25 protein-coding genes and 1 pseudogene are annotated in these 25651 nt (G+C 39.1%); 10 read left to right on the top strand and 16 right to left on the bottom strand.

Translation table 11 applies throughout. The features are described from left to right. Positions 1 to 70: 70 nt before the first annotated feature. Together AB2N10_RS13290 and fldB are read right to left on the bottom strand one after the other, a co-directional pair. A complete protein-coding gene (locus tag AB2N10_RS13290; RefSeq protein ID WP_354622847.1) occupies positions 71 to 1594 on the bottom strand; it encodes a DUF3360 family protein in 1524 nt (507 codons plus the stop codon). 317 nt (positions 1595 to 1911) lie between these two features. Further along, positions 1912 to 2430 carry a flavodoxin FldB gene (gene fldB / locus AB2N10_RS13285; protein WP_354622845.1) on the bottom strand — a complete coding sequence of 173 codons (519 nt, stop codon included), beginning with the start codon at positions 2428 to 2430 and terminating at the stop codon, positions 1912 to 1914. A gap of 38 nt (positions 2431 to 2468) precedes the next feature. Here fldB and xerD point away from each other — a divergent pair, with 38 nt between their 5' ends. The 3 genes from xerD (at position 2469) to recJ (ending at position 6039) form a co-directional block, all read left to right on the top strand. Next, a complete protein-coding gene (gene xerD / locus AB2N10_RS13280; RefSeq protein ID WP_354622844.1) occupies positions 2469 to 3365 on the top strand; it encodes a site-specific tyrosine recombinase XerD in 897 nt (298 codons plus the stop codon). 107 nt (positions 3366 to 3472) lie between these two features. Continuing rightward, positions 3473 to 4207 carry a bifunctional protein-disulfide isomerase/oxidoreductase DsbC gene (gene dsbC / locus AB2N10_RS13275; protein WP_369433953.1) on the top strand — a complete coding sequence of 245 codons (735 nt, stop codon included), beginning with the start codon at positions 3473 to 3475 and terminating at the stop codon, positions 4205 to 4207. Between the two features lie 110 nt (positions 4208 to 4317). Then, entirely contained in the window at positions 4318 to 6039 is a 1722-nt protein-coding gene (gene recJ / locus AB2N10_RS13270; protein WP_369433952.1) for a single-stranded-DNA-specific exonuclease RecJ, read from the top strand. 32 nt (positions 6040 to 6071) lie between these two features. On the opposite strand, the gene trmL is transcribed toward recJ, so the two are convergent. From trmL to AB2N10_RS13255, 3 genes are all read right to left on the bottom strand, one after another. Continuing rightward, positions 6072 to 6536 (bottom strand): tRNA (uridine(34)/cytosine(34)/5-carboxymethylaminomethyluridine(34)-2'-O)-methyltransferase TrmL, encoded by a 465-nt coding sequence (gene trmL / locus AB2N10_RS13265; protein WP_354622842.1) that lies wholly within the window; start codon positions 6534 to 6536, stop codon positions 6072 to 6074. Positions 6537 to 6557: 21 nt separating this feature from the next. Then, complete coding sequence (locus tag AB2N10_RS13260; RefSeq protein ID WP_354622841.1) at positions 6558 to 7907, bottom strand: ATP-binding protein; 1350 nt, start codon at positions 7905 to 7907, stop codon at positions 6558 to 6560. Between the two features lie 124 nt (positions 7908 to 8031). Further along, entirely contained in the window at positions 8032 to 8739 is a 708-nt protein-coding gene (locus AB2N10_RS13255; protein ID WP_354622840.1) for a response regulator, read from the bottom strand. A 302-nt stretch (positions 8740 to 9041) separates the two neighbouring features. Here AB2N10_RS13255 and AB2N10_RS13250 point away from each other — a divergent pair, with 302 nt between their 5' ends. The 3 genes from AB2N10_RS13250 (at position 9042) to cysE (ending at position 11618) form a co-directional block, all read left to right on the top strand. Then, a complete protein-coding gene (locus AB2N10_RS13250; RefSeq protein ID WP_354622839.1) occupies positions 9042 to 9557 on the top strand; it encodes a Spy/CpxP family protein refolding chaperone in 516 nt (171 codons plus the stop codon). Positions 9558 to 9876: 319 nt separating this feature from the next. Continuing rightward, entirely contained in the window at positions 9877 to 10833 is a 957-nt protein-coding gene (locus AB2N10_RS13245) for a cation diffusion facilitator family transporter (RefSeq protein WP_354622837.1), read from the top strand. Next, on the top strand, positions 10833 to 11618 hold the full coding sequence (gene cysE / locus AB2N10_RS13240) for a serine O-acetyltransferase (RefSeq protein WP_369433951.1): 786 nt from the start codon (positions 10833 to 10835) through the stop codon (positions 11616 to 11618). Before AB2N10_RS13245 ends, cysE begins: the two co-directional genes overlap by 1 nt. Before the next feature lie 69 nt (positions 11619 to 11687). Here the strand turns inward: cysE and AB2N10_RS13235 are convergent, their stop codons facing one another. Next, positions 11688 to 11906 (bottom strand): DUF1653 domain-containing protein, encoded by a 219-nt coding sequence (locus AB2N10_RS13235; protein WP_354622836.1) that lies wholly within the window; start codon positions 11904 to 11906, stop codon positions 11688 to 11690. A 257-nt stretch (positions 11907 to 12163) separates the two neighbouring features. Between AB2N10_RS13235 and AB2N10_RS13230 the strand changes: the two genes are divergently transcribed. Further along, positions 12164 to 12394, top strand: coding sequence for a cell division protein ZapB (locus AB2N10_RS13230; protein WP_354622835.1), 231 nt, complete (start codon positions 12164 to 12166; stop codon positions 12392 to 12394). A gap of 121 nt (positions 12395 to 12515) precedes the next feature. On the opposite strand, the gene rraA is transcribed toward AB2N10_RS13230, so the two are convergent. From rraA to pyrB, 3 genes are all read right to left on the bottom strand, one after another. Further along, entirely contained in the window at positions 12516 to 13031 is a 516-nt protein-coding gene (gene rraA, locus AB2N10_RS13225) for a ribonuclease E activity regulator RraA (protein ID WP_369433950.1), read from the bottom strand. Between the two features lie 214 nt (positions 13032 to 13245). Beyond that, positions 13246 to 13704, bottom strand: coding sequence for an aspartate carbamoyltransferase regulatory subunit (gene pyrI, locus AB2N10_RS13220; protein ID WP_369433949.1), 459 nt, complete (start codon positions 13702 to 13704; stop codon positions 13246 to 13248). A gap of 6 nt (positions 13705 to 13710) precedes the next feature. After that, positions 13711 to 14646, bottom strand: coding sequence for an aspartate carbamoyltransferase (pyrB, locus tag AB2N10_RS13215; protein WP_369433948.1), 936 nt, complete (start codon positions 14644 to 14646; stop codon positions 13711 to 13713). Between the two features lie 156 nt (positions 14647 to 14802). On the opposite strand from pyrB, the pseudogene dacB reads away from it, so the two are divergent. Beyond that, positions 14803 to 16253 (top strand): annotated as a pseudogene (dacB, locus tag AB2N10_RS13210) (D-alanyl-D-alanine carboxypeptidase/D-alanyl-D-alanine-endopeptidase). Between the two features lie 94 nt (positions 16254 to 16347). Here dacB and AB2N10_RS13205 read toward each other — a convergent pair. The 5 genes from AB2N10_RS13205 to AB2N10_RS13185 all read right to left on the bottom strand — a co-directional run bounded on the left by AB2N10_RS13205 (position 16348) and on the right by AB2N10_RS13185 (position 22639). After that, positions 16348 to 16944: a PEP-CTERM sorting domain-containing protein gene (locus tag AB2N10_RS13205; protein ID WP_354622832.1), complete on the bottom strand. Its 597-nt coding sequence runs from the start codon at positions 16942 to 16944 to the stop codon at positions 16348 to 16350. Positions 16945 to 17215: 271 nt separating this feature from the next. Beyond that, positions 17216 to 18733, bottom strand: a complete 1518-nt coding sequence (locus AB2N10_RS13200) for a hypothetical protein (RefSeq protein ID WP_369433947.1) — start codon at positions 18731 to 18733, stop codon at positions 17216 to 17218. 214 nt (positions 18734 to 18947) lie between these two features. Further along, entirely contained in the window at positions 18948 to 19754 is an 807-nt protein-coding gene (locus tag AB2N10_RS13195; RefSeq protein ID WP_369433946.1) for a Cof-type HAD-IIB family hydrolase, read from the bottom strand. Then, positions 19742 to 20827: an alpha/beta fold hydrolase gene (locus AB2N10_RS13190; protein WP_354622830.1), complete on the bottom strand. Its 1086-nt coding sequence runs from the start codon at positions 20825 to 20827 to the stop codon at positions 19742 to 19744. The genes AB2N10_RS13195 and AB2N10_RS13190 overlap by 13 nt, the downstream gene beginning before the upstream one ends. A 90-nt stretch (positions 20828 to 20917) precedes the next feature. Beyond that, entirely contained in the window at positions 20918 to 22639 is a 1722-nt protein-coding gene (locus tag AB2N10_RS13185) for a proline--tRNA ligase (RefSeq protein ID WP_369433945.1), read from the bottom strand. A 162-nt stretch (positions 22640 to 22801) separates the two neighbouring features. Here AB2N10_RS13185 and AB2N10_RS13180 point away from each other — a divergent pair, with 162 nt between their 5' ends. Further along, positions 22802 to 23347 (top strand): rhomboid family intramembrane serine protease, encoded by a 546-nt coding sequence (locus AB2N10_RS13180; protein WP_354622829.1) that lies wholly within the window; start codon positions 22802 to 22804, stop codon positions 23345 to 23347. Here the strand turns inward: AB2N10_RS13180 and tsaA are convergent. Together tsaA and rcsF are read right to left on the bottom strand one after the other, a co-directional pair. Next, a complete protein-coding gene (tsaA, locus tag AB2N10_RS13175; RefSeq protein ID WP_354622828.1) occupies positions 23337 to 24056 on the bottom strand; it encodes a tRNA (N6-threonylcarbamoyladenosine(37)-N6)-methyltransferase TrmO in 720 nt (239 codons plus the stop codon). The genes AB2N10_RS13180 and tsaA overlap by 11 nt on opposite strands. A gap of 2 nt (positions 24057 to 24058) precedes the next feature. Beyond that, positions 24059 to 24445 carry an Rcs stress response system protein RcsF gene (gene rcsF / locus AB2N10_RS13170; protein ID WP_354622827.1) on the bottom strand — a complete coding sequence of 129 codons (387 nt, stop codon included), beginning with the start codon at positions 24443 to 24445 and terminating at the stop codon, positions 24059 to 24061. Positions 24446 to 24530: 85 nt separating this feature from the next. On the opposite strand from rcsF, the gene gmhB reads away from it, so the two are divergent. Beyond that, a complete protein-coding gene (gmhB, locus tag AB2N10_RS13165; protein WP_354622826.1) occupies positions 24531 to 25088 on the top strand; it encodes a D-glycero-beta-D-manno-heptose 1,7-bisphosphate 7-phosphatase in 558 nt (185 codons plus the stop codon). The last annotated feature ends 563 nt before the right edge of the window (positions 25089 to 25651 follow it).

Genomic DNA, 25651 nt, shown 5'->3' with positions numbered 1-25651 from the left:
ATTACATAATAAAAAGGCGGCAATCTTACAGATTGCCGCCTTTTTTGTGTCTCTATTTTAATTATAATGCTTAAAGCAGAGCTGGAATACCATATTTACCTTCAAGCATACCTACTGCAAGCATTGCGACTAGACAGATTACAAATACAGTACCTGGGATAATTAATTTATCTAAAACAGGTAGTCTTTGAGCACGTTCTTTATCGCCGATTAACCCATTGTTATCCAAGAGCATCGTTAGTGCCCATGCTAATACTGGGTTGGTAACCGCTGCGGCAAAAATACAAATACCAGCAGACTGAGAGTCTTTAGTATTTTTGATCATTTGCATGCCTGCTTCTAATAGGGGTAAAAATACACCTACTAATAATGCGATTTTCATTACTGGAGGCCATACAGCCACATCCATTGGGAAACCTAAGATAGCAATAATAATAACCAACGAACCAAGGATGATAGAACCACCTGGGATGGGGCGTTTTGCAATCGCTGCTGGAATCATATAAGTTCCCCAGCTCGATGTAATGTTACCACCACCCACAGCTGTACCTACCATTTGACGAATAGAACACATGGTCATTGTATCATCAACATCCATTAGTACTTTATCAGTCCCTTTTGGATAGTTTAACTCTTGGAAAATTCGGTGACCTAAGAAGTCTGGTGACCACATCGCAACTGCTAATATAGCAAATGGTAATGAGGCGATGAAATGTTGTAGATTTGGTAGACCTAGCATCCAACCTTGATCCGTTGATCCCCACCAATAAACCGGGTTCAAATTAGGTAATCCCATTTCAGTTTGGAAAGTGATGTCAAAACCAGCTCCAAAAAGAAGAGCAACAACAAGTCCTGTAATTGCACAGGCAGGAATCGCTAACCATCTTTTATTGATTTTGGCTAGGAATGCATATAGCACAACGGTTACAGCTAGTACGACTAACCCGAGATAACCCATGCTACCAGCTGCAATTCCGTGTTCAACAGATTCAAGCCCTTTACCCCATGATTGCATATCTGTAATCATTGAGAAAGTACCACCAAAACCAAGGAAGACCAATAACCCCCCTGCGACACCGTCACTGGTTAAGTTAACTAACTTTGAGCCACCTTTGAAGTAACTTAGTAGTAGACCAAAAATACCTAATAAAATAGCCAGAGCTAACGGATGAGCTCCTGCTAAAGCGATACTACCAATTAATGGGATCATTGGGCCGTGGTTACCCGCTAAGTTTGCGCGAGGGTTGATAAAGCCTGATGCAAACACACAAAATAGCAATGCAGGGATAAGCATCTCAACTCGAGCTACTTCAATCGCAAATTCAGTGCCTAGATTAACGCCCCATTTTTCAGATAGGCCAGCAGCCCATGCCGACATTACAGCTGAGTACATCGCGATAATACCAATGGTACCGGCAATCGCAGGTACTAGATCTTCCCATTCAAAGCGGAAATCGCGTCCCGGTAAGTTTAATGCATAACGACGAGGTTGCATTATTTGTAGCTCATGATCCAGATAGTCAGAACGAGTTGCAAACTCGCTAGCTGGTTTATGTAGCTCGCGATAACTCGCGTTTTTATTTTCGTCCGACATGGTACCTTGTACTCCCTTGCTTTAATGAGCTGAGTTAAAAAGAAAAAAATTATATAGTACTAATGAATATATAGGTCATTCATTAGTACTATTAAATAAGTGGCGTAGCTTAACTAAAGAGTTAAAAAGCAGATTGATCTGGATCAGAATAGTAACGATACAGAAATTAAATAACTAAAAATCCGTGCGTGAAGTGTGATCTACGTCGTGTTTTTTGCGGCTTGGTTGGCTGTTTTGAGTGTTCTTTAATCGCCATCGTCACAATTTATACAATTATTGGGTACGTTTACAATTCATTACTTTTATTAAGGGCTTATTTATAGTATTTGCTCTATCTCTTGTAATATTTGTAAGCACCATGTTTCAATGCGTTGATCACTTAGTTCATATTGAGAATCTTCATCTAGTGCCAGTCCGACGAAAAAATTAGGATTTTCGCTGAGTGCTTTGGAGGCGCTAAATTGATAACCTTGTGTTGGCCAATAGCCGATAAATTGAGGTGAGTGTGGTTGCAATGCTTGGTGTAATAATCCTACCGCATCAATAAACCATTCACCGTATCCCTGTTGGTCACCTAAGCCAAAAAGCGCAATAATTTTATTGTTAAGATGTAAGTCGTCAAGTTCTTGCCAAAGTGTTCCCCAATCCTCTTGCAATTCACCGTAATCCCATGTCGATATGCCTAAAATAAGAATATCGTAATCATTTGTCTTGCTAAGTGACTCTGTTTTTATGTTAAATAGGTCGACGATATCTGCGCCGATACAGGCCTGTATTTTTTCTGCTGCAATTTCGGTGTAGCAAGTGCTAGAGCCATAAAATAAACCGATTTTCATATAGTAGCCTTAGTTCAATAAAGAGTTAGGAGAGTTTAATGGAACTAGTTAGTATTGACCAATTTTTAGATGCTTTATGGCTAGAAAGGGGGTTATCAAAAAATACACTTGAAGCTTATCGCCATGATTTACAGCTTGTTGATGTTTTTTTAGAGACTCGACATTGCCATTTGGCAGAAGCGAGTTCGCTTGACTTGAATGATTATTTCAGTTTTCGTTTACACAGTGAAATAGATTACCAAAATAGCTCAACTGCGAGATTAATGAGTGCGATACGTCGTTATTATCAATATTTATGTCGAGAGAAAATACGTGACGATGACCCCAGTGCAAAATTACAAAGCCCGAAGACAATAAAACCACTGCCCAAATCATTGTCTGAATCTGAAGTCGATGGACTTTTATCAGCGCCAGATTTAAGTGATGCTGTTCAGTTTAGGGACAAGGCAATGTTAGAGCTGCTTTACGCTACAGGGGTGCGAGTTTCAGAATTGGTTGAATTGACCATGGAGGAGATCAATTTACAACAAGGTGTACTTCGTATAACCGGGAAGGGAGGTAAAACGCGTTTGGTACCCTTTGGCGAAGAAGCATTATATTGGCTTGAAAGGTATATAGAGGAGGTGCGTGCTGAATTATTAAACGGGCAAAGTAGTGATGTTTTATTTCCCAGTCGAAGAGGTAACATGATGGTTAGGCAAACTTTTTGGCATCGTGTAAAATATTATGCGCAAGTGTGTGGAATTGATAAAGAGGCGCTGTCGCCCCATGTTTTACGTCATGCTTTTGCAACGCACCTGCTAAATTACGGCGCAGATCTACGCGTTGTGCAAATGTTGTTGGGGCATAGTGATCTTTCTACGACTCAGATTTATACGCATGTTGCCCAGGATCGTTTAAAAGCCCTACATCAAGAGCACCATCCTAGATCTTGAGTATGCAGTCAAAATGATTACCTCTATGTAAATTACGCAATCTAACGTTCACAAAAAAGGTATAATTAGGCATACTCAGTTTACTCATTTTATATTAAGGATTTTTCATGTTATCGAGCCTATTTAAAAAACGTATTGTTAGCACAATGGCGCTGGTTGTTTTTAGTAGTATTTCTTTTGCTGATCCGGTAGTCGATAAGGCGATAGTTGATACTATTGGCACTAAAATGCGTTCATTACAGATGCAAGTAAATTCAGTAAAACCTGCTGTTGTTGAAGGCTTATATGAAGTAACGACCAATCAAGGTATTTTTTACGTCAGTAAAAATGGACAATATTTACTGCACGGTAATATTTATGACCTAGATAATAAGATGGAAAATATTTCAGAGAAAAGCTTAATTGAATTGCGTAAAGCGCAACTTAAGGCTTTTGAGAAAGATATGATTGTCTATAAGGCAGCAGAAGAGAAGCACGTTATTACGGTATTTACCGATACAAGTTGTGGTTATTGTCAAAAACTTCACGCGGAGATGGCCGATTATAACAAGTTAGGCATTACGGTTCGTTATTTAGCGTTTCCACGAGGTGGAGTGAACTCCTCTGCCTATAATACGATGGTTTCTATTTGGTGTGCCGATGATCCTAAAGCGGCCATGGATAGCGCTAAAAAACGTCGTAATATTGATTCTAAAACCTGTGCTAATACCGTCAAAGAGCAATATGATTTAGGCTTATCTTTTGGTATTAATGGCACTCCTGCATTAATTTTAGAAGATGGATCAATGCAACCTGGTTATGTGCCTGCAGATCGCTTAATTCAACTGCTTGAGCAAAAATAACGCCATATAGTAGAAGCTGCATTATCCCTCAATGCAGCTTCTTATCGGTAAATAGGTAGAACAATAAGATGCTCCTCTGATAAATACGCCATGCAAGATAATGAGATAATATGCCTGCTATTACAATCAAAAATCGTACCTTAGTGGAATCCCCTCTTCTTACCCTTAATTGCTCCCCATTACTGAAAAAAATCTATGCTAGCCGTGGTATTCTTTTCGACAATGAGCTTGATACAAGTACTAAACGTTTACTGCCTTATACACAACTCAAGGGGATGGAATCTGCCTGTCAGCTGCTTTATCAAGCGTTGATTGAATCACAGCGCATCATCGTCGTTGGTGATTTTGATGCCGATGGTGCAACGAGCACTGCACTATCGATATTGGCTTTAAGAGAATTAGGTTTTAGCAATGTTGATTATCTTATTCCGAATCGCTTCGATTATGGTTATGGGCTAAGCCCTGATATTGTCGATTTAGCCATTGCTAAAGGCGCGCAATTGTTGATGACGGTGGATAATGGTATAGCCAGCATCTCTGGTGTCGCCTATGCTAAAGAAAAAGGTTTACGGGTATTGGTAACGGATCACCATCTACCTGGCGAGCAAATACCCAATGCCGATGCTATCGTCAATCCTAACCAAGCGGGATGTGATTTCCCAAGTAAACATTTAGCCGGTGTGGGCGTTGCATTTTATGTGATGCTTGGACTACGCGCTTACCTATCGAATAAGCACTATTTTGCCGACAAAAAGCCGCCTAACCTAGCATCGTTATTAGATATTGTTGCCTTAGGGACGGTGGCGGATGTGGTTAAACTTGATGCGAATAACCGAATATTGGTGCAACAGGGATTAGCGCGTATTCGAGCTGGCGTATGTCGAGTTGGAATTAGTGCGTTGATTGGTGTGGCAAAACGTAATCAAGGGCAATTAGTTGCTAGTGACCTTGGTTTTTCCTTGGGACCTCGCCTAAATGCCGCTGGACGCTTAGATGAAATGAGCCATGGCGTTGAGTTGTTACTGTGTCATCGCGGTGAGCAAGCGAATATGCTTGCCAATGAGTTTGATGCCCTTAACCAGTCCCGTCGAGAGATCGAGCAGGGTATGCAGGATGAAGCATTAAAAACATTAGCGCATTTAACTGTCAATGAGAATAATATTCCTTTTGCTATTTGCCTCTTTGAAGCTGACTGGCATCAGGGGGTGATAGGGTTAGTTGCATCACGTATTAAGGAGCGTTATTACCGACCAACCTTTGCTTTTGCTAAAGCGGGGGAAGGAGAAATTAAAGCATCTGCTCGTTCTATTCCGGGCGTGCATATTCGCGATATGCTTGATCTCGTTGATAAAGCGATTCCGAATCTGTTGTTAAAGTTTGGCGGGCATGCGATGGCGGCTGGGTTATCGATCAAGGAAGCTGATTTCACCTTGTTTTCACAAACCATCAACAAGGTTATTGAAGATCATATTGACGCCGATCTCTTAAATAATGTATTACTTTCTGATGGTCAATTAAGTGCTGCGCAATTTAATTTACAACAAGCGATTGAACTTCGTGATGCAGGCCCTTGGGGGCAAGGCTTTCCAGCACCATTATTCGATGGCCATTTTAAATTACAACAACAACGCCTAGTAGCAGGTAAGCACTTGAAAATGGTGTTAGAGCTTGATGGTCACGCTATTGATGCCATTGCTTTTAATGTTGATTTAGATGTTTGGCCTAATGCGATGATAAAAAAAGTGTATTGTGCTTATCGATTAGATGTTAATGAGTTTAGAGGAGAGAAAACAGTGCAGTTGTTGGTGGAGTTGCTGCAAGTTGCTTCTTAAGGCTGCCGAAGCAGCCTTTTGATTAAAGCGGGTTATACAGCTCCGGAAAAATCAAGTTGTCGCCATGCTTCGTAAACAAACACAGAAACAGCATTTGATAAATTCATCGAGCGACTTTCTGCGCGCATCGGAATACGTAGTTTTTGTTCTGTTGTTAAACTATCTAGAATTTCACTCGGCAAGCCTCGCGTTTCTGGCCCAAAGAGTAAAACATCATTATCTTGAAATTTTGCATTACTATGAAATGTGGTTGTTTTTGTTGTACAAGCAAAAATTCGCTTACCTGCAACAACTTCTAAGAAGGCTTGATAGTTTTTGTGGCGGTAAACGTGGATTAATTCATGATAATCAAGACCAGCTCTGCGCACTTTTTTCTCATCTAAATCAAACCCCAAGGGTTCAATTAAATGCAAAACGCAGCCAGTATTGGCACATAAGCGGATAATCGCGCCCGTATTTTGTGGAATCTCAGGTTCAAACAGTGCAACTTCAATCATGGGCTCTCATCTTATGTTGGGTTAAGGAAAACGTGGGAATTGTAAATGCATACAGACCTGTTTATCAATATTTTCTGCCCATATTTTCCCGCCATGCATCGACATCGCATTTTCAGTAATGCTTAATCCTAATCCAACCCCTCCAGATTCTCGGTCTCGCGCATCATTTAGGCGATAAAAAGGACGGAAAATATCCTGTAATGCATTTTCAGGAATTAATGGACCATCATTTTTAATGGAAAGTAGAATATAGGTTGTTGTCACCGTGATTTCGACAACAATGTTAATTTTTGCATATTTTATGGCATTTCTAATTACATTTTCTATCGCCCGATAAGCTAACTCGGGGTAGATGTTAATATATATTTCTTCTATTTCAGGTGATATAAATATTTTTCCATTTTCCTTTGCTTCAAATTGTGCATCTAAAAAGATTTCTTCTAAAAGCTCATTGAAGGCCACTTCTTCTTTAATGTGTGGATTTAATTGCATGCGTGACAAATTAAGCATTTCAGCGATCATTAACTCTATTCGTTCAGCTTCTATCGATATACGTTGTAGCTCTTTACTATCACCAAGATGTTTTCTACTAATGGCTAATGCAAGATTGAGACGCGTCAGAGGGGATCGTAATTCATGTGAGATATCACTTAATAATCGCTGTTGGTTGTTAAGCATATCTTGGACAGATAACAACATTTTTTGCATTGACTTGGCTAGTTGGTTGATTTCGTCGCTGTTTTTAATGATTGGGAAATCAGTTTTAATATCACCGAGTGCGACTTTATTGGCTACATTTTGTAATTGTCTCAATGGTTGTGTTACATGCCAAGACAAATAAGCACATAAGGGGGTGCTGATAAGTAGCGCGGTCAGTAAAAGCAATAGTGGATTATCAATCAACCATTCAACGAATTGTAAAGACTCTTTATCATTTGGATGAGAAAAGTAGAAAAGAAAATCTTGCTGTTTGTGTTGAATTAAGATTGGTCCAAAGAAAGTGTTGTGCTTGAATATTCTCTTTTTTGGGGTATCAATGGATGAGCTATCAAGAATAAATTGGCGAACATTTTTTGGGGCATGGTTGTTCAGCAGTTGACCCGATGAGTCTGTGACGTAAATTTTTTTAAAGCGATTATGGGGAGGCATTTTAAAAAAAACATTTATTTGTTGAAGCGGTCGCTTTGCCAGAAATGCCTGAATATGTTGTTGTTGACGCTGTAAAAGCGCTAAATCACTACTGCTTAAATCTTGCAGTTGTCGACCATCAAGCTTAGGGAGTAAAACGAGAACGGTTGCTAACAATAGAATTAATAACCAAAAACCAACAAATATTTTGGTAAATAATGAGTTAAATGAATTCCATCGCACTGTTTAATCCCTTTTGCCTAATTGAATACTTAGTCGATACCGAATAAGTTAAACCATTAATTCTTTTAATTATATGATTTGGTATTACTGGCCCACCTAAAAAAATAAGCCATCCTATCGGTATCTAGCTAGCTTCCTTTAACGAATCACCACCTTCTAACCACATATACCCTCTTCCACGGAAGTTTTTCACGCGTGTTTGACCATCTAAGCGAGAGGGTAGTTTACGGCGTAAATTACTCAAATGCATATCGATACTTCGGTCAAAAGGTTGTAACTTTTTACCTAGCACTTCTTCGCTGAGTTCTTCTTTAGAAAAAAGCTTACCTGGATGCTGAAGAAATTTTTCGAGTAACAATAGCTCAGTACCCGTCAGTTCCACGGTAAAATTCTGACAAATAGCCTGTTGCTGAGTAGGGTAAAGATCAATATCTAAATGGCTTATTTTACTCTGTATTTGCGGGTTTTTATGCTGTGTTCTGCGGATGATTGCTCGGATACGAGCAAGCAATTCGCGTTCGCTAAATGGTTTAGCAAGGTAATCATCGGCACCCATTTCTAAACCGAGCACTTTGTCTATTTCATCGCCCTTTGCCGTCAGCATCAGTACGGGCATTTCACTTTTTTGGCGCAATAACTTTAGCATTTCAAAGCCATTCATTCGTGGCATCATAACATCGAGAAGAATTAAATCGTAAATACCACTAAGCGCTTTCTCTAACCCACTTTCACCGTCGTGGGCTATATCAATGTTAAAATTTTCTAAGGATAGAAATTCGGCAAGTAAAGAAACAAGTTCTTTATCGTCATCAATTAAGAGTATATTTTTCATGCTGTAACCTTTAATAAAGTCTCAGCATAAGTTATCAGTAACTTACGGGGAGACTAATGTAAAATAATAATCATCTCTAATTCAAATCCATTCGTAGTTAAAGAGTATGTTGTTAAGCGTAGCGTAATGTATGTTTTTTTGATGTGGATAATTAAACACTATATTTTATTAATAGCACTGTAATTTACACTTCTTTACACAACATTACCTCGACCATACGTTGCTTTGCTCGTATTGCCTTATACTTAATTCCGAACCAAACAATAAATATTTAGTCACTTACATTATAAAGGATTTTTATTATGAATGCGTTATTAAAAAACATGTTAGTTGCAACCATTGTTCTACCGCTTACATTCTCTACTGCTTTTGCTAAACAAGAAGGTCGAGGTGGTGCTTGTGATGCAATGCCTATGCAGTCAATGCTTGCAAAACTTGATTTAACGGATGCGCAAAAAGCGGATGTTAAAACCATCATGCAAAAGCATAAAAGCGATAAGCAGCAACAAAAGGGCGCTTTTCATGATGCTCAAATGAGTATTATGAAAGCTCCTAAGTTTGATGCTGCACAAGCAGAAGCTTTAATTGATTCGAAAGATGCTGCGAAAAAGGCGAGAAAAATGCAGCGTATGGAAATGATGTTTGATGTTTATCATCTATTAACACCGCAGCAACAAACAAAAATGGATAAACTATTAGCCAATAAAAAAGGCAAACATAGCCATAAAGGTAAAAAGTGTAAGCAAGGTAAAAACAATGATATGCAAGGTAAAGGTAAAGGACAAAATGGTAAAAAAGGAAATATGGCTGACGAATAATTATTAGACAAAACGCATGTCAGACCTGTTGTGATGGTACAGGTCTGGTGGTGCCCCTCAAATATCTCCTTGTCCTACGGCGCGCCAAGTCAGATACCAGCCCTGTATTGTCAATTCGAAAAATGAATAGAATAACCTCATGTTACGTCTTGCTCTGGTATTCGAGCTCGCGCATGACAAAACCTCTTCAGGTAGCATGGGGATGTAATGCTATTTACTATTGATAACAAAGGGGATTGGTTCCCATCGTATTTGGTTAAAATGGGCAAACAAGTTATAATAACATCCTCTTAAAATTAACTTATTTGTAGGTGTTTTTTTGCAAACCAACATTAGTAAAGAAGAATATGGACGCTTAGTTAACTTAGCAGGTCGAGCAGCTGTTGTAGCTGCTTCTATATTGATTATCGTAAAGTTAGTTGCTTGGTTTATGACCGGTTCTAGTAGTATTTTAGCAGCCTTGACGGACTCGCTAATGGATGTCACTACGTCAATTATTAACCTGTTAGCGATAAGAATTGCACTGCAACCTGCCGATGACCAACATCGTTTCGGTCACGGTAAAGCAGAAAACCTCGCCGGATTAGCGCAAGCAGCCTTTATTGCAGGCTCCTCTGTCTTTTTAATGTTTAATAGTATCTCTGCATTAATTAATGGGCAAACAATTAACGCATCCAATATCGGTATTGGGGTGATGATATTTTCAGTTGTTGTTACGTTACTATTGGTTTCTTTTCAAAGTTATGTTGTCAAAAGAACGGGCAGTATGGCAATTAGAGCTGATTCATTACATTATCGCACCGATATTGCATTAAATAGTGCGGTACTGTTGGCGCTTATTTTAGCTGGATTTGGTTGGCACTGGGCTGATGGTGTTTTTGCTATTGTTGTCAGTTTGTATATTTTCCATGGTGCTTGGGAAATTGGCATGCAATCGGTTAATGGCTTGATGGATAAGCAATTACCTAAATCCGAAGAGGAACAAATAATCAAAGCAGCTTATCATATTGATGGCGTCCATGGTGTTCATGATTTACGTACTCGTCAATCGGGTAATACCAAATTTATCCAACTACATTTAGAGCTTGATGATAAGCAAACGTTACTTGCAGCCCATGCTAAAGCGGATAAATTAGAGGATGTCTTAGAGGAATTGTTTCCAGGCTCCGATATTTTAATTCACTTAGATCCTCTTTCCGTGGTGCCGATTGAAAAGAAAAACAACAAATTGATTTTTGAAACGGAATTAATTGATGACAGTAAGGAAGATGTGTAATGGAAGCGATACAGCAGAAATTATGGGATAAAATTCGTGATGAGGCGTGGCATTATTCGAAGGATGAGCCTATTTTAGCGAGTTTTTTCTATTCAACTATCTTAAATCATAAAGATTTAAAATCTGCACTGAGTTATCAATTAGCTAATCGTTTAGATAATCACACCATGCCTGCCATTTTGGTTCGGGAGGTGATTGAGGAGGCATTTAGTAAAGATCCCTCGATTCTTGAGGCTGCTATGGCCGATATTATTGCGGTACAGGAGCGCGATCCCGCGGTTGTTGATTATTCCACACCCTTATTATACTTAAAGGGGTTTCATGCTATTCAAGTTTACCGTATTGCCAACTGGCTATGGAAAGAAAAACGTATTCCCTTGGCTCATTATTTACAAAATCGCAGTTCCGAATTATTTGGGGTAGATGTGCATCCGGCTTCGACCATTGGTAAAGGCATCATGTTCGATCACGCAACGGGCGTTGTGGTAGGTGAAACAGCCGTTATTGAAGATAACGTATCATTATTACAAGGTGTGACATTGGGGGGGACGGGTAAAGAAACGGGCGATCGCCACCCTAAAATTCGCCAAGGGGTGATGATTGGTGCCGGTGCAAAAGTGTTGGGTAATATCGAAATCGGTGTCGGTGCTAAAATAGGGGCAGGCAGCGTGGTGTTAGAAGCTGTTCCTGCTCATACAACCGTTGCTGGCGTGCCAGCAAAGGTGGTTGGTAAACCGCTATGCGATATGCCATCGCTATCGATGGAGCAGGATCTCTCTAAGTAGGATAACTAGAGTGCAATGTTATGCCTCGCACCCCTGCATACTTTTTTGCTGAGTTTGTATCTTGAAGTATCATTGGGATACAAACTTAAATCGAGGTTGCTTTTTACCATCAACGTCGATCTCTTCAATGAACATGCTTAGTGGCCTAACCCATAATAATTGTTCACCGTAAAGAGGGCGGTATATGACCATTGCCTCTTCGGTTTCACTGTGCGTGGCAAGACCTTCCACTGAATATAAATTGCCTTTATAGTGGCGATATTGCCCCATTCTTATATTTTTTTTCATTTTTCTATCCTTTTAACCAGTAATATAGTTAGGCTATTTATTGATATTGGTATTATTTAACGATTATTGAACAATAAAGCAAAACAAAGGTTGAATAAGCTAACGGGAATGCTTATCCTCATTTCCTTGTAATCAATACTATTTCGTTTTATTGCATAGCATAAGCGATGAGTCAAAAAACGTATCAAAATTGATGGTTACTACTCACTAACAGGCTATGCGACATAGTATAAACTTATTCTTTAAAGGGCGAGTTAATGACATTAGAACTATTAGAAAAATTAGAAAGTAAAATTCAAAATGCAGTTGATACTATTTCATTGCTGCAGATGGAAGTTGAAGAGCTAAAAGAAGATAAACACTCTTTATTAGAAAAACAGAATCAGCTGCAAGCAGAGAATGCCCAGTTAATTGAAGAGCACCAACAATGGCAATCACGCCTAAGTGCTTTAGTAGGAAAAATAGAACAGGCAGAAGAAACGCTTTAACTCCAACATATCTGCTGAGAGTTGTAACGAAAAAATATATCCATGCTTTTTCTTGCTGATTTTGCATCCTCAAGAGCATGGGGATAAGAGCTAGGTTAATTGTTAACCTAGCTCTTATTTTTTATAATGGCTCAATATCCATCTCATCGATTTCATCAAGGTCTAACGGTTCGGGAGAGATGATAATCCCAGTGCTATCGGCATAAAGAATATCTTCAGGTAAGAAAGTCACGCCAGCAAAATTGACTGGTACATTGACTTCACCTATTTCGTTATCTGTTCCGCCAACGGGGATCGCCGTAATTGCTTGAATGCCGATTTCTAACTCTTCAAGAAAATCAACTTCACGCACACACCCATTGACAACAATACCTTCCCAGTTGTTTTCAACGGCAAGTTCAGCAATATCGGCATTAACCAAAGCGCGGCGTAATGAACCACCGCCATCAATTAATAATACTTTCCCAGCACCATTTTGCGCCAGCGTTTTATAGATAAGGCCAACAGATTCAAAGCATTTAACTGTGACCACTTCACCAGCAAATGAGTTTCGCCCACCGAAATTGGTTAGCAGTGGTTCTACGACATCCACTGTATCAGCATAAACATCACAAAGAAGAGAGGTATTATAGTGCATATTTGAACCGCCTATGATTACAAAAGTTATATTAAGTATAAACGTAACGTATTCATTTACAATCTAGTTTTGCTAACAAAACCGTTAGATTCAAGATTGGATGATAAAAATCAAGTGTCTATTATATCCACGTTACTTTAAGAGGCAAAATCAGTAACCCACAATGTACTGAGATGCCCGAAGTATCATTATGCTAGAGAGTGCTATTGGTTATCTAATCTAATTCATGGAAGAGTGATGAATTAAATGTTTTTTCACAGTAATGGCATTTTAGCGCTAAATTATCTATTTTTTTAACATAGAAGCGGGTGTTTACCGGCTCTTTGTGGCTAATGCAATTCGTATTAGGGCAAGAAAGAACGCCTATAAAAGAGTCTGGAAGTTGTACTTTAAACTTATTCACAACTTTGAAATCTTTAATCTGATTAATGGTTGCATTAGGGGCAAACAGCGCTAATTGGTTAGCTTGCTCATCGCTGATAAAGGTATTTTCAACCTTAATGAGATCTTTTCCTTTACCGCTATGTGTTGGCAAGTTAAGGCCGATCGTTATTTTTTCATTGGTTTGTGTCAACTTGAAAAAATTGAGAATTTTAACGGCTTGTTGTATTGGAATATGGTCAATCACCGAGCCATTCTGAATTGCTTCAACCTGTAATTTTTTAGAAGTCATTTGCTATTAACCTTGTAGCTGAAATTGTTGGGTTAGTAATAAAGCCAGTAGCGCTTGTCGAGCATACACACCATTTTCTGCTTGTTGAAAATAATAGGCATAGGGTGTTTTATCAACGTTTATATCAATTTCATCAATACGTGGGAGTGGATGCAACACCTTTAGGTTTTCACGTACATTTTCGAGCATTTGTGCATTTAATAAAAATGCAGACTTAATATGCTGATATTCCGTTTCATCAAAACGCTCCTTTTGAACGCGAGTCATATATAAAATATCAAGAGAATCAATCACCTCTTCTATACTGCTGTGCAATGAGTAGTTGATACCTAGCGTGTCTAGCTCTTCAAGCAAGTAGTCTGGCATCGCCAATGCATCGGGAGAGATAAAATAAAAATTACAATTAAATAGGCTTAATGCCTGGGTGAGAGAGTGCACCGTTCGCCCATATTTTAAATCGCCAACAAAGGCGATATTGAGATTATCTAGGCGATCTTGTGTTTCATAAATAGTGAACAGATCTAATAAAGTTTGTGTCGGATGCTGATTTGAGCCATCCCCCCCATTAATAACTGGAATAGCAGAAAACTCAGACGCTAAACGTGCAGCTCCTTCCTGTGGGTGTCGCATAAAAAAGGCATCGGCGTAGGAAGAGATGACGGTGACGGAGTCCGCTAAGGTTTCTCCTTTTTGTGCTAGAGAGGTGTTGCCTCCACTATCAAAACCAATAACACTGCCACCTAAACGCTGTACCGCGGTTTCAAAGGATAAACGAGTACGTGTTGAAGCCTCAAAGAAGCAGCTAGCAACAACTTTATTTTTTAATAGCTCAGGTTGTGGAGTCAGCTTTAATGAGTGTGCTGTTTGTAAAATGAGTTCTAATTCTTCACGAGAAAGGTCTGCAATGGAGATTATGTTTTTTTTATAGAGAGGGTTGTTCATTGTTATTAGCTCATAGTTAAGCGGCGACGTGGGGTAAATTATAGCATTGCTCTAGGATCAATTCTGCAAATTTAAATAGATTCGTGATTGCTAATCTTGTTTTCAAAACAGAAAATGAGCATAGTTTATTCTTGATCTATTTTTGGATATCATTTTATGCCTACACATCTGCTTTTTCTGTTTCTATTTTTTATACCGATCTCTTCATTGGCTTCGCAATGGGAGGATTTACATGAGTTGTTGCCCAATGGTGCACAGCTCTCTTATTTGATCATCGATCCAGAGAAAAAACAAGTGGAAAGTGAGTGGCAGGCAAGGGTTTTACGTACGCCTGCGAGCATGCAAAAATTATTAACCGCAACCGCCGCTAAACTCTATTTGGGTGAGCAGTTTCGTTATCAGACAAGCATTGAAGGAGCGCGTGCAAAAATAAAAAACGGTCGTTATCAGGGAAGTCTAACCTTGCGTTTTGTTGGCGATCCGACGTTGCTACGCAGTGATATTAGTCGCATGTTACGGGAGTTGAAAAAACAAGGAATCAGGGAAATAGCGGGGGATTTTTTTATTAATCAATCACAATTTGATGGTTATCAATGGAGTAATGGGCAAGCTTGGAATGATTTAGGCGTCTGCTATACCTCGCCAACAAGCGCTATTATCGTTAATAAAAATTGTGTATTGGGTAATTTAAGTTTAACGACAAAAATCGGCCATAAGGCAAAATTATTTATTCCCAACTATGAGCCGATTACAATTAGTAGTGATGTTGATGTCGTTAGCGAAGCGCAGCGCAAGGAGACTTTTTGCGATTTAAATATCACCCGAAAAAGTGGCAATAGCTACCATTTGTGGGGATGTTTGCAGAGTCGCAACTCGCCATTGCCGTTGTCACTTTCAGTGAATGACCCCTTTGATTATGCGCGAAAAATAATTCAATCAGAGTTACAAAAAGTGGGTATTAAGTTAATGGGGGATATTCACCTTGATGACGCGAAAAATCCAATTGATACCACGGAGTTACTGGTTGTTCATCACTCCCCACTATTGAATGAGCTATTAAAAGAGATGATGAAGGAGTCTGATAATTTAATAGCCGACAGTTTATTTAAAACATTAGGGGCCAATTACTTTAATCGTGCGGGTAACTTTAGTAATGGTGCGGCAGCGGTGAAAGCCATCTTGTTAGCTGAAAATATTGATTTAAAGAATGGTTATATCGCTGATGGTTCGGTCTTTCTCGCCATAATTTAATGAGCGCAGAGTTGTTTATGTCGCTGCTCAGTTATATTTATCACAATGAACAACGTTTACATTTATTACCGACACTTTCCATTGCTGGGGTAGATGGCACATTAAAATATAATCGCGCGGTTAATGGTAAGCTTTTACGCGAAAAGGTGATAGCCAAAACGGGGTCGATGAAGGGGGTGACTAATATACTCGGCGTGATACAGACCGCGCAGGGCGATAAGCTTTTTGTCGTAATAATAAATGGTTATAGTGAACCTGAAGCATCCCAGGATGATCCCAAACAGAGCCATCGAGAACCCGCAAACCTTATTTTTCTGAAAGCCTTTTTAGAAAGACTGTTGCAGGGCAATTTGTAGTTTGCTCATAAAAGGTTTTAGCTATCTTGTCTTGTCGTGTTGCTTATTCAACACCTGAATAAGGTGTCGACAGTACGACACCTATTCTTGTTTGTTAGACTTTCTTTTTTCTGCGAGTAAAGCCTAACCCAGCTAAAGATAAGCCAAGTAAAGCGATTGAGGCTGGCTCGGGCACACTGCTTTGGGTGACATAGCTAAAGTCATCAATTTTGACCCAATCGGAATACTGCCCCATAAACTCTACACGAGAAATATTAGTTATATCAGCACCGATAAAACCAACGTAGGGCGAAGTTTGTGCTGGAATAAACATACTTGTGAGTAAGTCGTTTGAATAATCAAAAATATTCATATTCCAATACCCGTCGGCAGCGCCCCATCTCATACCAAAAGCTGAAACTGGAGTAGAGAAATTAACATTGAATGATCCTTGTACAGATTTCGTTGAAAGTTCAAGACCAGAAGTACCAAAAACACCTCCATCGCTATAATCTGTAATCTGTAAGGTACCTGTTCCTGCATTTGAAAATGTAACATCACCAATCGAATAGCTAGAAGATGAGCCTATAGTCTGTGATTCAAAGTCGATTACAGTCGCACCAGATAATGCTGAGTTGGAGGAGTTTGTAATTAAGACAGCATTTGCTGCACTGGCAAATATACATGTAGATAAAAATATAATTTTTTTCATAAATATCGGTCATCCTTGATAAAGGTTTTATTGGTGAATCGCTTTAAGCAAAAAATACGCCATTATTTCAAGGTGTTGTTTCTTTTGAGGTTTTAGTTTTTTGTGTTGAGTTTTCTGTGTGGTGTGTAATGAATTTCGACAGTTCTCGGTGGGGGTGTATCGTTGCTTAACTGCTTGCTAGATAGCGTAATTCCGTACTCACAATGTGGTGCGAAAATACTTTTTCAAAACACCACACTCTTTTGCTAGCCCATCAATATTGCTTATTCTTTTATCGGTACCAAACGGTTGGTTTGCCATTGGCAAATAAAATAACATCGGTGCCTTGTGTTGCTCTATCTCCTGGGTTATTTAATTTGCGTGCGTCAGTTGGGTAGCTGATACCATCAAAGTCGAGAATTTGCCATAGCCCATTTTTTTCGACCATCAGACTTTGCCATCGATAATGTTGCATTCTTGCGATCACAATAGGTGTTTCAATACGTGAAACGCGGCTCGAAAATTGATAGCCATTCTTTGTATTGTTAAAAATGAGCATTTCACAGCCGCTTTTTGAGCACCAATCTAATAGGACAATGGCTTCATCCATGCCATCTCCATTTAAATCGTATTTAACCAAGCTGAATTTACTGTTTTTGGGATCGGTGCGATGGTCTTTAAAGTATTTTATTAATGCTTGTTGTACCTCTGTGTCGATTTCACTCTTTGGTGCGATGCGTTGCGCTATAAACTCTCGCTCAATGGTATAGACTTGTTGGGGCGCCTCTACAGCGCTGCTCATTTTTTCAAACACAAGGCCCGGTGCTGGCAATGGGGTGATAATATTATTTGTATTTATTTTTTGTGTTGTTAATGCTAACCCCTTGCGATTAAAAATAAGTTCTTTGCGAATGTTTTTATCATCTTGCTTGGTGAGCATTACTACGATGGTATCTGGTGAATTACTTTTCCAAAAACCGTTACTAACAATCGTGTTGGAACCTATTTTTTCTTTATATTCTACGCTGTAATTATCATTAATGGTTAAATCCGTTGTTTTTGTATCATCTTGATTGAGGTAATAGCCGGTAAATTTTTCTTCTATAGTCGTCCAACCAGGCTCTCCACAACCGTCATATTTTCCCCAAACCGAATCGACTTTGGCAATATACCCCCAATAGGAACCATTTTTTTGGTCATAACAGTGCCCCGGTTCAATCGTTAGATCAAGACGTTGGCCGTTATCACTGAGCGCTTTTATATGATTTATTTGTGTTGTGCGGAAGTTTCCAGATTGTACTTGATAGACTTGATTGCTCGCTTTGACCGCAAAAAATATGTTTTGGTTATTGATATTTATGCGCCAATAGGGATCATCACCCTTTGCTTTAAATCTAAAGTTATCTACTGGTTTAGCACATTGTAAGGAGTTTTTTGCCAATGCCATATGATGGATGCGGTCAAGGCGAATTAATGGTTCTGATTCGTCAGTTTTAGGGTTTGAAAAGACGATTTCACCTGTAAATTCAATATATACAGGCGCTAAGTCTGTCTTGCTAACTTGCCTATAAGTATCCATTAACCGTTCATTGTCTCTAATGGAAAATGTTTGCTTAGAATCACACTCGGTAAAAATCAGCTCACCATTAGTTGATGCTAATTTTCCTCTAAAGTTTGCCTCTAAAATTTGTGCGAAATCTTCTTTGATAATGGTAGGGGCTATTTGCACTTCCTCTTTGGGTGGAAGTGGTGAGCTACAGGCAGCCATAAACAGTGCAGGAATGCTGAGTAATAAGTGTGAATTGCGCATAAAAAACCTTAGTGCAGTGATTTGAATCGGTAAATTATATGTGTGTTCAATAGAGTATAACAGCGCTTGTATTTATTTCTCTATGGATAAGTAAAATCTGCTTATTAATTTGTGTCTGATAAAGCATCTTGAGGCAACATGGGGGATATTATTTAAGAGAGATGTCATGCTGGTGGAGGGGGGGCCTTGTCAGTAAAAAGACAAGGTATTAAGGTTAGTTATTATTGTATTTTGCTAATAGTTTATCCATATAAAATGCGACGCCATCTTCTTTTGAAGTGAGGGTGAATTCGGCATTGGGTATTGCGTCTCGCAACGCTTTTTGTGCATTACCCATCAGTACCGGCTTACCCACCACTTCAAGCATTTCGAGGTCATTCATTCCATCTCCAAACGCAACAGCATCATCAACGCGTAATCCTTTGTCTGCTAATACTGCTTTAACGGCTTCCCCTTTGTTGGTTGTTGCATGCATTACTTCTAAACATTTTGCTAATGAAAATGTTAAATTAATACGTTTGCCGTAACGGGCGTTAAGGTGCTCATAAATGGGTTGTAAAAATTCGGGCTCAGCCCAGAAAAAAATCTTGATAGTATTACCTTTATCAAGTTTGGCAAGATCTGTGGCGATACAATCAAATCCTGCATCTAGACCCATTTCATCCAGTGCAGGAATACGGTAATTGGCAAACCAGTTTTGATCGGTAAAAAGATTAATTTGTACTTCATCTGCGAATGTTTGAGCACAAATTTCTTCGGCAATCTCACTGTTTAAATTTTGTTTATGGATGATCTCCCCTTTGTGATTATGTACCCGTGCACCATTGCAGGTGATCAAATAAAGCGGTGTGTCGATTGATGCCTGTAGGTGATTTGCTTCGATATAGTGTCGCCCGGTGGCAATAACAAATTTACGGTCACTATCGAGCCAACGTTTTATTGTGGCATTGGTTTGTGCGGATATTCGGTGATCTGGGCCGAGGAGTGTTCCATCAAGATCTGATATTGCTATTTTATACATGTTTGTGCGCCTTGTTGTGATTTGCTAAAGAATTGCAGTGTTGCATTGAGTGCATTAGAGCGATATGGGTCGCTTTCTAATAATATTTCATGTTGTGCACCATCAATGGTCATTAGTTGCTTATCCTTGCAATTTTTCATATTAGCAAAAAAATCATTTTGCCCTGAAGCGCTAACAACAGAGTCATCTCCTGCTTGAATGACTAATACGGGAATCTTGATGTTATTAGCGCTGGCAACGGCTGCTTCGCTGGCGCTAATACTTTCAGCGACCCAACGCATGGTGGCCGAGCCAAGTTGTGTGGTTGGGGCTTGTAAAAAGGTGTTTTGAGAGGCGCGGAATCTTACTTCACTGGAGGTGAGGTCATTACCTTGAAAGCTTTTTATTTTATGTGGTCCCCCGGCAAAAATATAACAGGCTTTATCGTTAAACCAGCTGCAAATTTCAGCGCTGCTATAGGTGAGTATTTTGGCAATGCTATTTGGTATCCCGCCGATATTTATTGATAACATTGGGCTAAATAAACTCGCCGCTTGAAATGGGTGAGGATATTGTTCAAGGTATAGCGCACTGATTGTCCCTCCCATTGAATGGGCGAGCAAATATCTGTATTGATAATGTTTTTGTAGATCTAATGAGTGAATAAATTGGTTGAGGTCGGTGACATAATCTTGGAAATTTTGTACATGACCACGGAATTGGTCACCGCCTAATCTTTCTGAAAAACCTTGTCCGCGATGGTCGATTAAAAATAGATCATAGCCTTGTTGGTATAAATCAAAGGCAACCTCTTTATATTTCAGGACACTTTCATTACGTCCTTGGCTAATGACAATCACTTTGTTGTTTGCTGATTTGATACTAACAGTGTGTATCTTTTTATTATCGACACCATAAAAGTAATGCGACTCTGCTTTTTTGTCCCAAAAGGTATTTATGTCGTTACTAAAATTTTTATTAAGTTGATTTTCATTGCTGAATTTGAAAGTTGTCATGTTTTGGGAGGCATGTGAAATAGCGCTGTATAGTAAGTGTAATAAGGTGAATATGAATACTAATCGTTTTAATTTCATTGGCTGTTTCCAGATTCACTCTTATTTAGGGGAGGGATTAATGACAATTAGTGCAAAAAATCGCACTGATTGTCATTAAAAATAGAACAATTACATGAGTTTGTCTTTAATAAAGGTAACGACTTGATCAATAGCAATCTCATGTTTTTCACCTGATTGCCTATCTTTATATTCAATAACACCCTTATCAATGCTTCGCTCACCAATCACTAATGTATGTGGAATACCGATCAACTCGGCATCGGCAAACATGATACCAGGGCGCTCGTTACGATCATCGAATAATACTTCAATGCCTGCCTGTTGTAGTTCGGCATAGTATTTTTCAGCGAGCTCAGCAACACGATGTGATTTTTTCATGTTCATCGGTACGATAACCACTGAAAAAGGAGCTAATGCGTTATTCCATATAATGCCATTTTGATCATTGTTTTGCTCAATTGCGGCAGCAACGATACGGGAAATACCAATACCATAACAACCCATGGTCATTATTTGGTTTTTACCTTGCTGGTTTAATACGCTGGCGTTCATTGCTTTTGCGTAGGTATCGCCTAGTTGGAATATATGGCCTACCTCAATACCGCGAGCAATGGATAACGTTCCTTTACCGCATGGGCTTGGATCGCCTTCAACCACATCGCGTAGATCAGCGACTTCATAATTGCTAATATCGCGATCCCAATTAACACCCGTTAAGTGTTTGCCCGTTGTATTTGCACCACAGACGAAGTCAGCGAGTTTTTCAGCTGCTCTATCAACGATAATGCGGATCGACAATCCTTTAGGTCCGATAGATCCTGCATCGCAATTTGCTGCATCTTTAATCTGTTGTTCATTAGCAAAGCGTAATGGGCTAGCTATTCCTGCAATATGTTCAACTTTAATTTCATTTAAGTTGTGGTCGCCACGTAATACGAGTGCGATAACGGGGACTTCTTTTCCTTCTTCAACTTCACCTTCAACTAATAATGTTTTGATAACTTGTGTTGCGGGAATATTTAAGAATGTGCAAACTTCTTCAATCGTGTGCGTATTGGGTGTATCAACGATTTGAACTTCAGCGCTAGCAGCTGGACGATCAAAGTCAGGGGCAAGCGCTTCGGCTTTTTCAATATTCGCAGCGTAATCACTCTCGCTAGAGAAAACGATTGCATCTTCACCACTTTGTGCAAGTACATGAAATTCATGAGAGGCACTGCCGCCAATACTACCAGTATCGGCGATTACAGGACGGTATTCTAGACCGAGACGCTCAAAGATACGGCAATAGGCGTTAAACATATCTTGATAAGTTTTTTCTAAGCACTCATGTTCAAGATGGAAAGAGTAAGCATCTTTCATGGTAAATTCACGCGCACGCATGACACCAAAACGAGGGCGCGTCTCATCGCGGAACTTAGTTTGGATTTGGAATAGATTTAGAGGAAGCTGTTTGTAACTACTCACTTCTTTGCGTACTAACTCAGTAATAACTTCTTCATGTGTCGGGCCTAAAACAAAATCACGTGTATGACGGTCTTTGATACGCAATAATTCCCCACCAAATTTGTCCCAACGACCTGTTTCATGCCATAAATCGGCAGGCTGAACGACGGGCATTAATACTTCAATTACCCCAGCTCTTTCCATCTCTTCACGGACGATATTTTCAACTTTACGTAAAACACGTAAACCCGTTGGTAGCCATGTATATAGGCCTGATGCTAGTTTACGGATCATGCCTGCACGTAACATTAGTTGGTGACTTGCAATAACAGCATCACTTGGTGCTTCTTTTTGAGTTGAAAGTAAATAGTTGGAGGTGCGCATAGAAATCCTTAATTGATCACATCAGTACAAAATAGGGGGGATTTTAGCAGCGGATCAGTTACTACTAAAGGTTTGTTACTCTATTTATAAAATATATTTGAGTATTCAGGCTAGTTTCAGCTATTTTATTGTCGTTAAGCCGTCACTTTGCAAGAGTTTACTATGAAACGTTACCTTACTATCGCCAAATATAGCATTACAATCATGTTAATTTGTTTAATTCTTTTAATTATAAATAATGTTTTAGCGCTTAATTTAAATGGCTATGGCATTGTGCCTCGTTCTAGCCCTCATCTAATCGGTATATTTTTTGCGCCATTTCTACATGGGGACTTTGCTCATTTAGCGAGTAACTTTCTGCCCTTTGTTGTGCTGTCGACTTTAATCGGCATACATAGCATTAAACGATATTTCGTTCTTTTACCCTTTTTTATTATTACCACAGGATTATTGGTCTGGCTTTTTGCACGAGGTAATAGTGTTCATATCGGTATGAGTGGGGTTATTTATGCGCTATGGGGATACCTGGTAGTTTATGGTTTTATACGTCGACAAATAACGTACATTTTAATTTCACTGATCACGTTACTATTTTATGGTGGCTTATTTTTTGGTCTTTTCCCTGGAGAGTTAGGCGTTTCCTTTGAAAGTCATGCGATGGGCGCGTTGGTTGGCGGAGTAACGGGTTATGTTTTAGCTAAGCGATAGATTCTATATCTAACACGGTGACGGTTGAGTCATCGTTACGCCAGGAAATATTAAAGTCTGATAAATTCACCGCGTATATTTTATCATCTACTTTCTTCTTTTTGTAAGCAGGACGAGGATCCTGTTGCAACACTTCCTTTATTAATTGCTGTAATTCAGGATAGCGAGTGTTTACCTGCTGTACTTTTTGTAATGCTAAACTAGAAAAATGCACATCCATGATACCTTCAGGTTTCTCTTGAGCAAAACCAGCTAATGCCGCTGGATTCGAGTCGGCATAGGGAATATAAGGTTTAATATCAATGATAGGTGTCCCGTCTACCAAATCAATTTCACTCAGTTGTAGAAAAATTTTACCGTCTGCTTGCCTTAAGCCGTGATAGCGAACTTGTGATAAACCGATGGGATTCGGACGGAATGGTGAACGAGTTGCGAAAACACCCATACGCTCATTTCCACCTAATCTAGGTGGGCGTACCGTTGGGCTCCAACCATTGCTTTTAGCTATGTTATTATTTTTGTGAAAAACAAAAATCAGCCATAAGTGGCTAAATGCTTCTAGCCCATTAAAGGCATTTAGATCATTATACGGTGCTAATATTTCCAGCTCGCCTTTTGCGCAAGTAACTAAACCAGGTTGTCTAGGTACGGCGAACTTCTCTTTATAAGGTGAGTGGATCAAGCCAATATGGTGAAATAAATGGGGCATTGTTATTTTGTTTCTTCTGGCAAATTTACATGAATCGCCTGAGCATAGCAGATGATATTTGATAAGCAGGTTTCATCAGCTTCAAAACTTAAACAGCTTTGAATAACAATCCCATTAGCATTGAGGTCAGCAGCTTGAATACGCGCTTTCGTTCTTGCTTCTTTTATATCTGCGGGGCGGTCATTCGCCTCTTCTTGGCAGCTGCTACCTTCTACAGTCGCGATAAAGGTGTAATCTAATTTGGGTAATTGTTCTTTTGAATAAATGGTTACTTCAGATGGTTTGAAATAGTCCGTGAAATTTTCTTTGTCTAAGTTGGATGTAAAATCATAATTACTGCAAGCAGTAGTGAAAATAAGAGCACAGATGCAAAGGGTGGATCGTAACATAATCGCTTCTTAATATTAGTCGTTATTAAAGTTGAATGGCATAATAGCATCTTTAATTAATCTAGTAACAGTGATAGGAAACATTATGACAATAGCAAATCGAAATCGGGCCATTTTTCTTGATCGCGATGGTGTTCTCAATGTTGATAATGGCTATGTGTCAAAGGTTGATGATTTTCATTTTATAGATGGTGCAATAGATGCCTGTAAAGATCTGCAAAAGAAAGGTTATCTACTCGTTGTCATCACTAACCAATCCGGTATTGCACGAGGCTATTTTAGTGAAGAACAGTTTCATTCATTAACAGAGTGGATGGATTGGTCATTAGCTGATAGAGGTGTTGATTTAGATGGCATCTATTATTGCCCTCACCATGCAGAAAAAGGGTTAGGTGAATATAAAGTCGATTGTGATTGCCGCAAACCAAAACCGGGGATGATATTGAATGCGATTGAAGATCTTAATATAGATGTTAATGAATCCATTTTAGTGGGTGATAAAGTCTCTGATCTACAAGCTGGCATAGCTGCGGGTATAAAAAGCAATTATCTGGTGCGTACAGGTAAAGAGATTACCGAAGAAGGTAAAAGTATTGCGACAGCTATCTACGATGATTTGGCTGCGATAGCAAAACAACTTTAAAGGATAACTTTGTGGATAACATCGTTGTTTTTGTGGGTAAGTTGTTTGCGAGTCAGGTATAAAAAATAATTTCAAAAATAACCGATTTTTATAGAAAAAACGCTTGCCAATGTGATCTGAATCCCTATAATGCGCATCCACAGACACGGGGCGTAACGCAAGTTAGCAACCAGTTTGAGAATAAAAGAAACGCATTTATCGCTTCGTAAGAAATGTAAAATAAGACGTTGACATTGTTCGAAAGGCGCGTAATATACGCACCTCGCCGCAAGGCAGCTCTTTAACAATTTAATCAAACAATCTGTGTGGGCACTTATTGTTGATGTGATTTCAAATAATCAAAAAGTAACGCTTCTGCTTGCAGAAAGTTACACCTAACTTGTTTAGGTAACATCAATAGAAGTGACACACGAATTAATTCATTTACATTGAAAGATTTATCTTTCAATGATTAACAGGCCAAATATTTATATTTGGTGGTTAATTCAGAATAACAAAAAGAACGTAAGTTCTTTAGTTTTAGTCAGTAATATTGAGCTTGGTTAAATTCTACATCGTAGAAA

The sequence above is a fragment of the Psychromonas sp. MME1 genome, assembly GCF_041080865.1.
Lineage (GTDB): Bacteria > Pseudomonadota > Gammaproteobacteria > Enterobacterales > Psychromonadaceae > Psychromonas.
The sequence above is the reverse complement of the archived record's forward strand: the minus strand, read 5'-3'. Positions and strand labels throughout refer to the sequence as shown.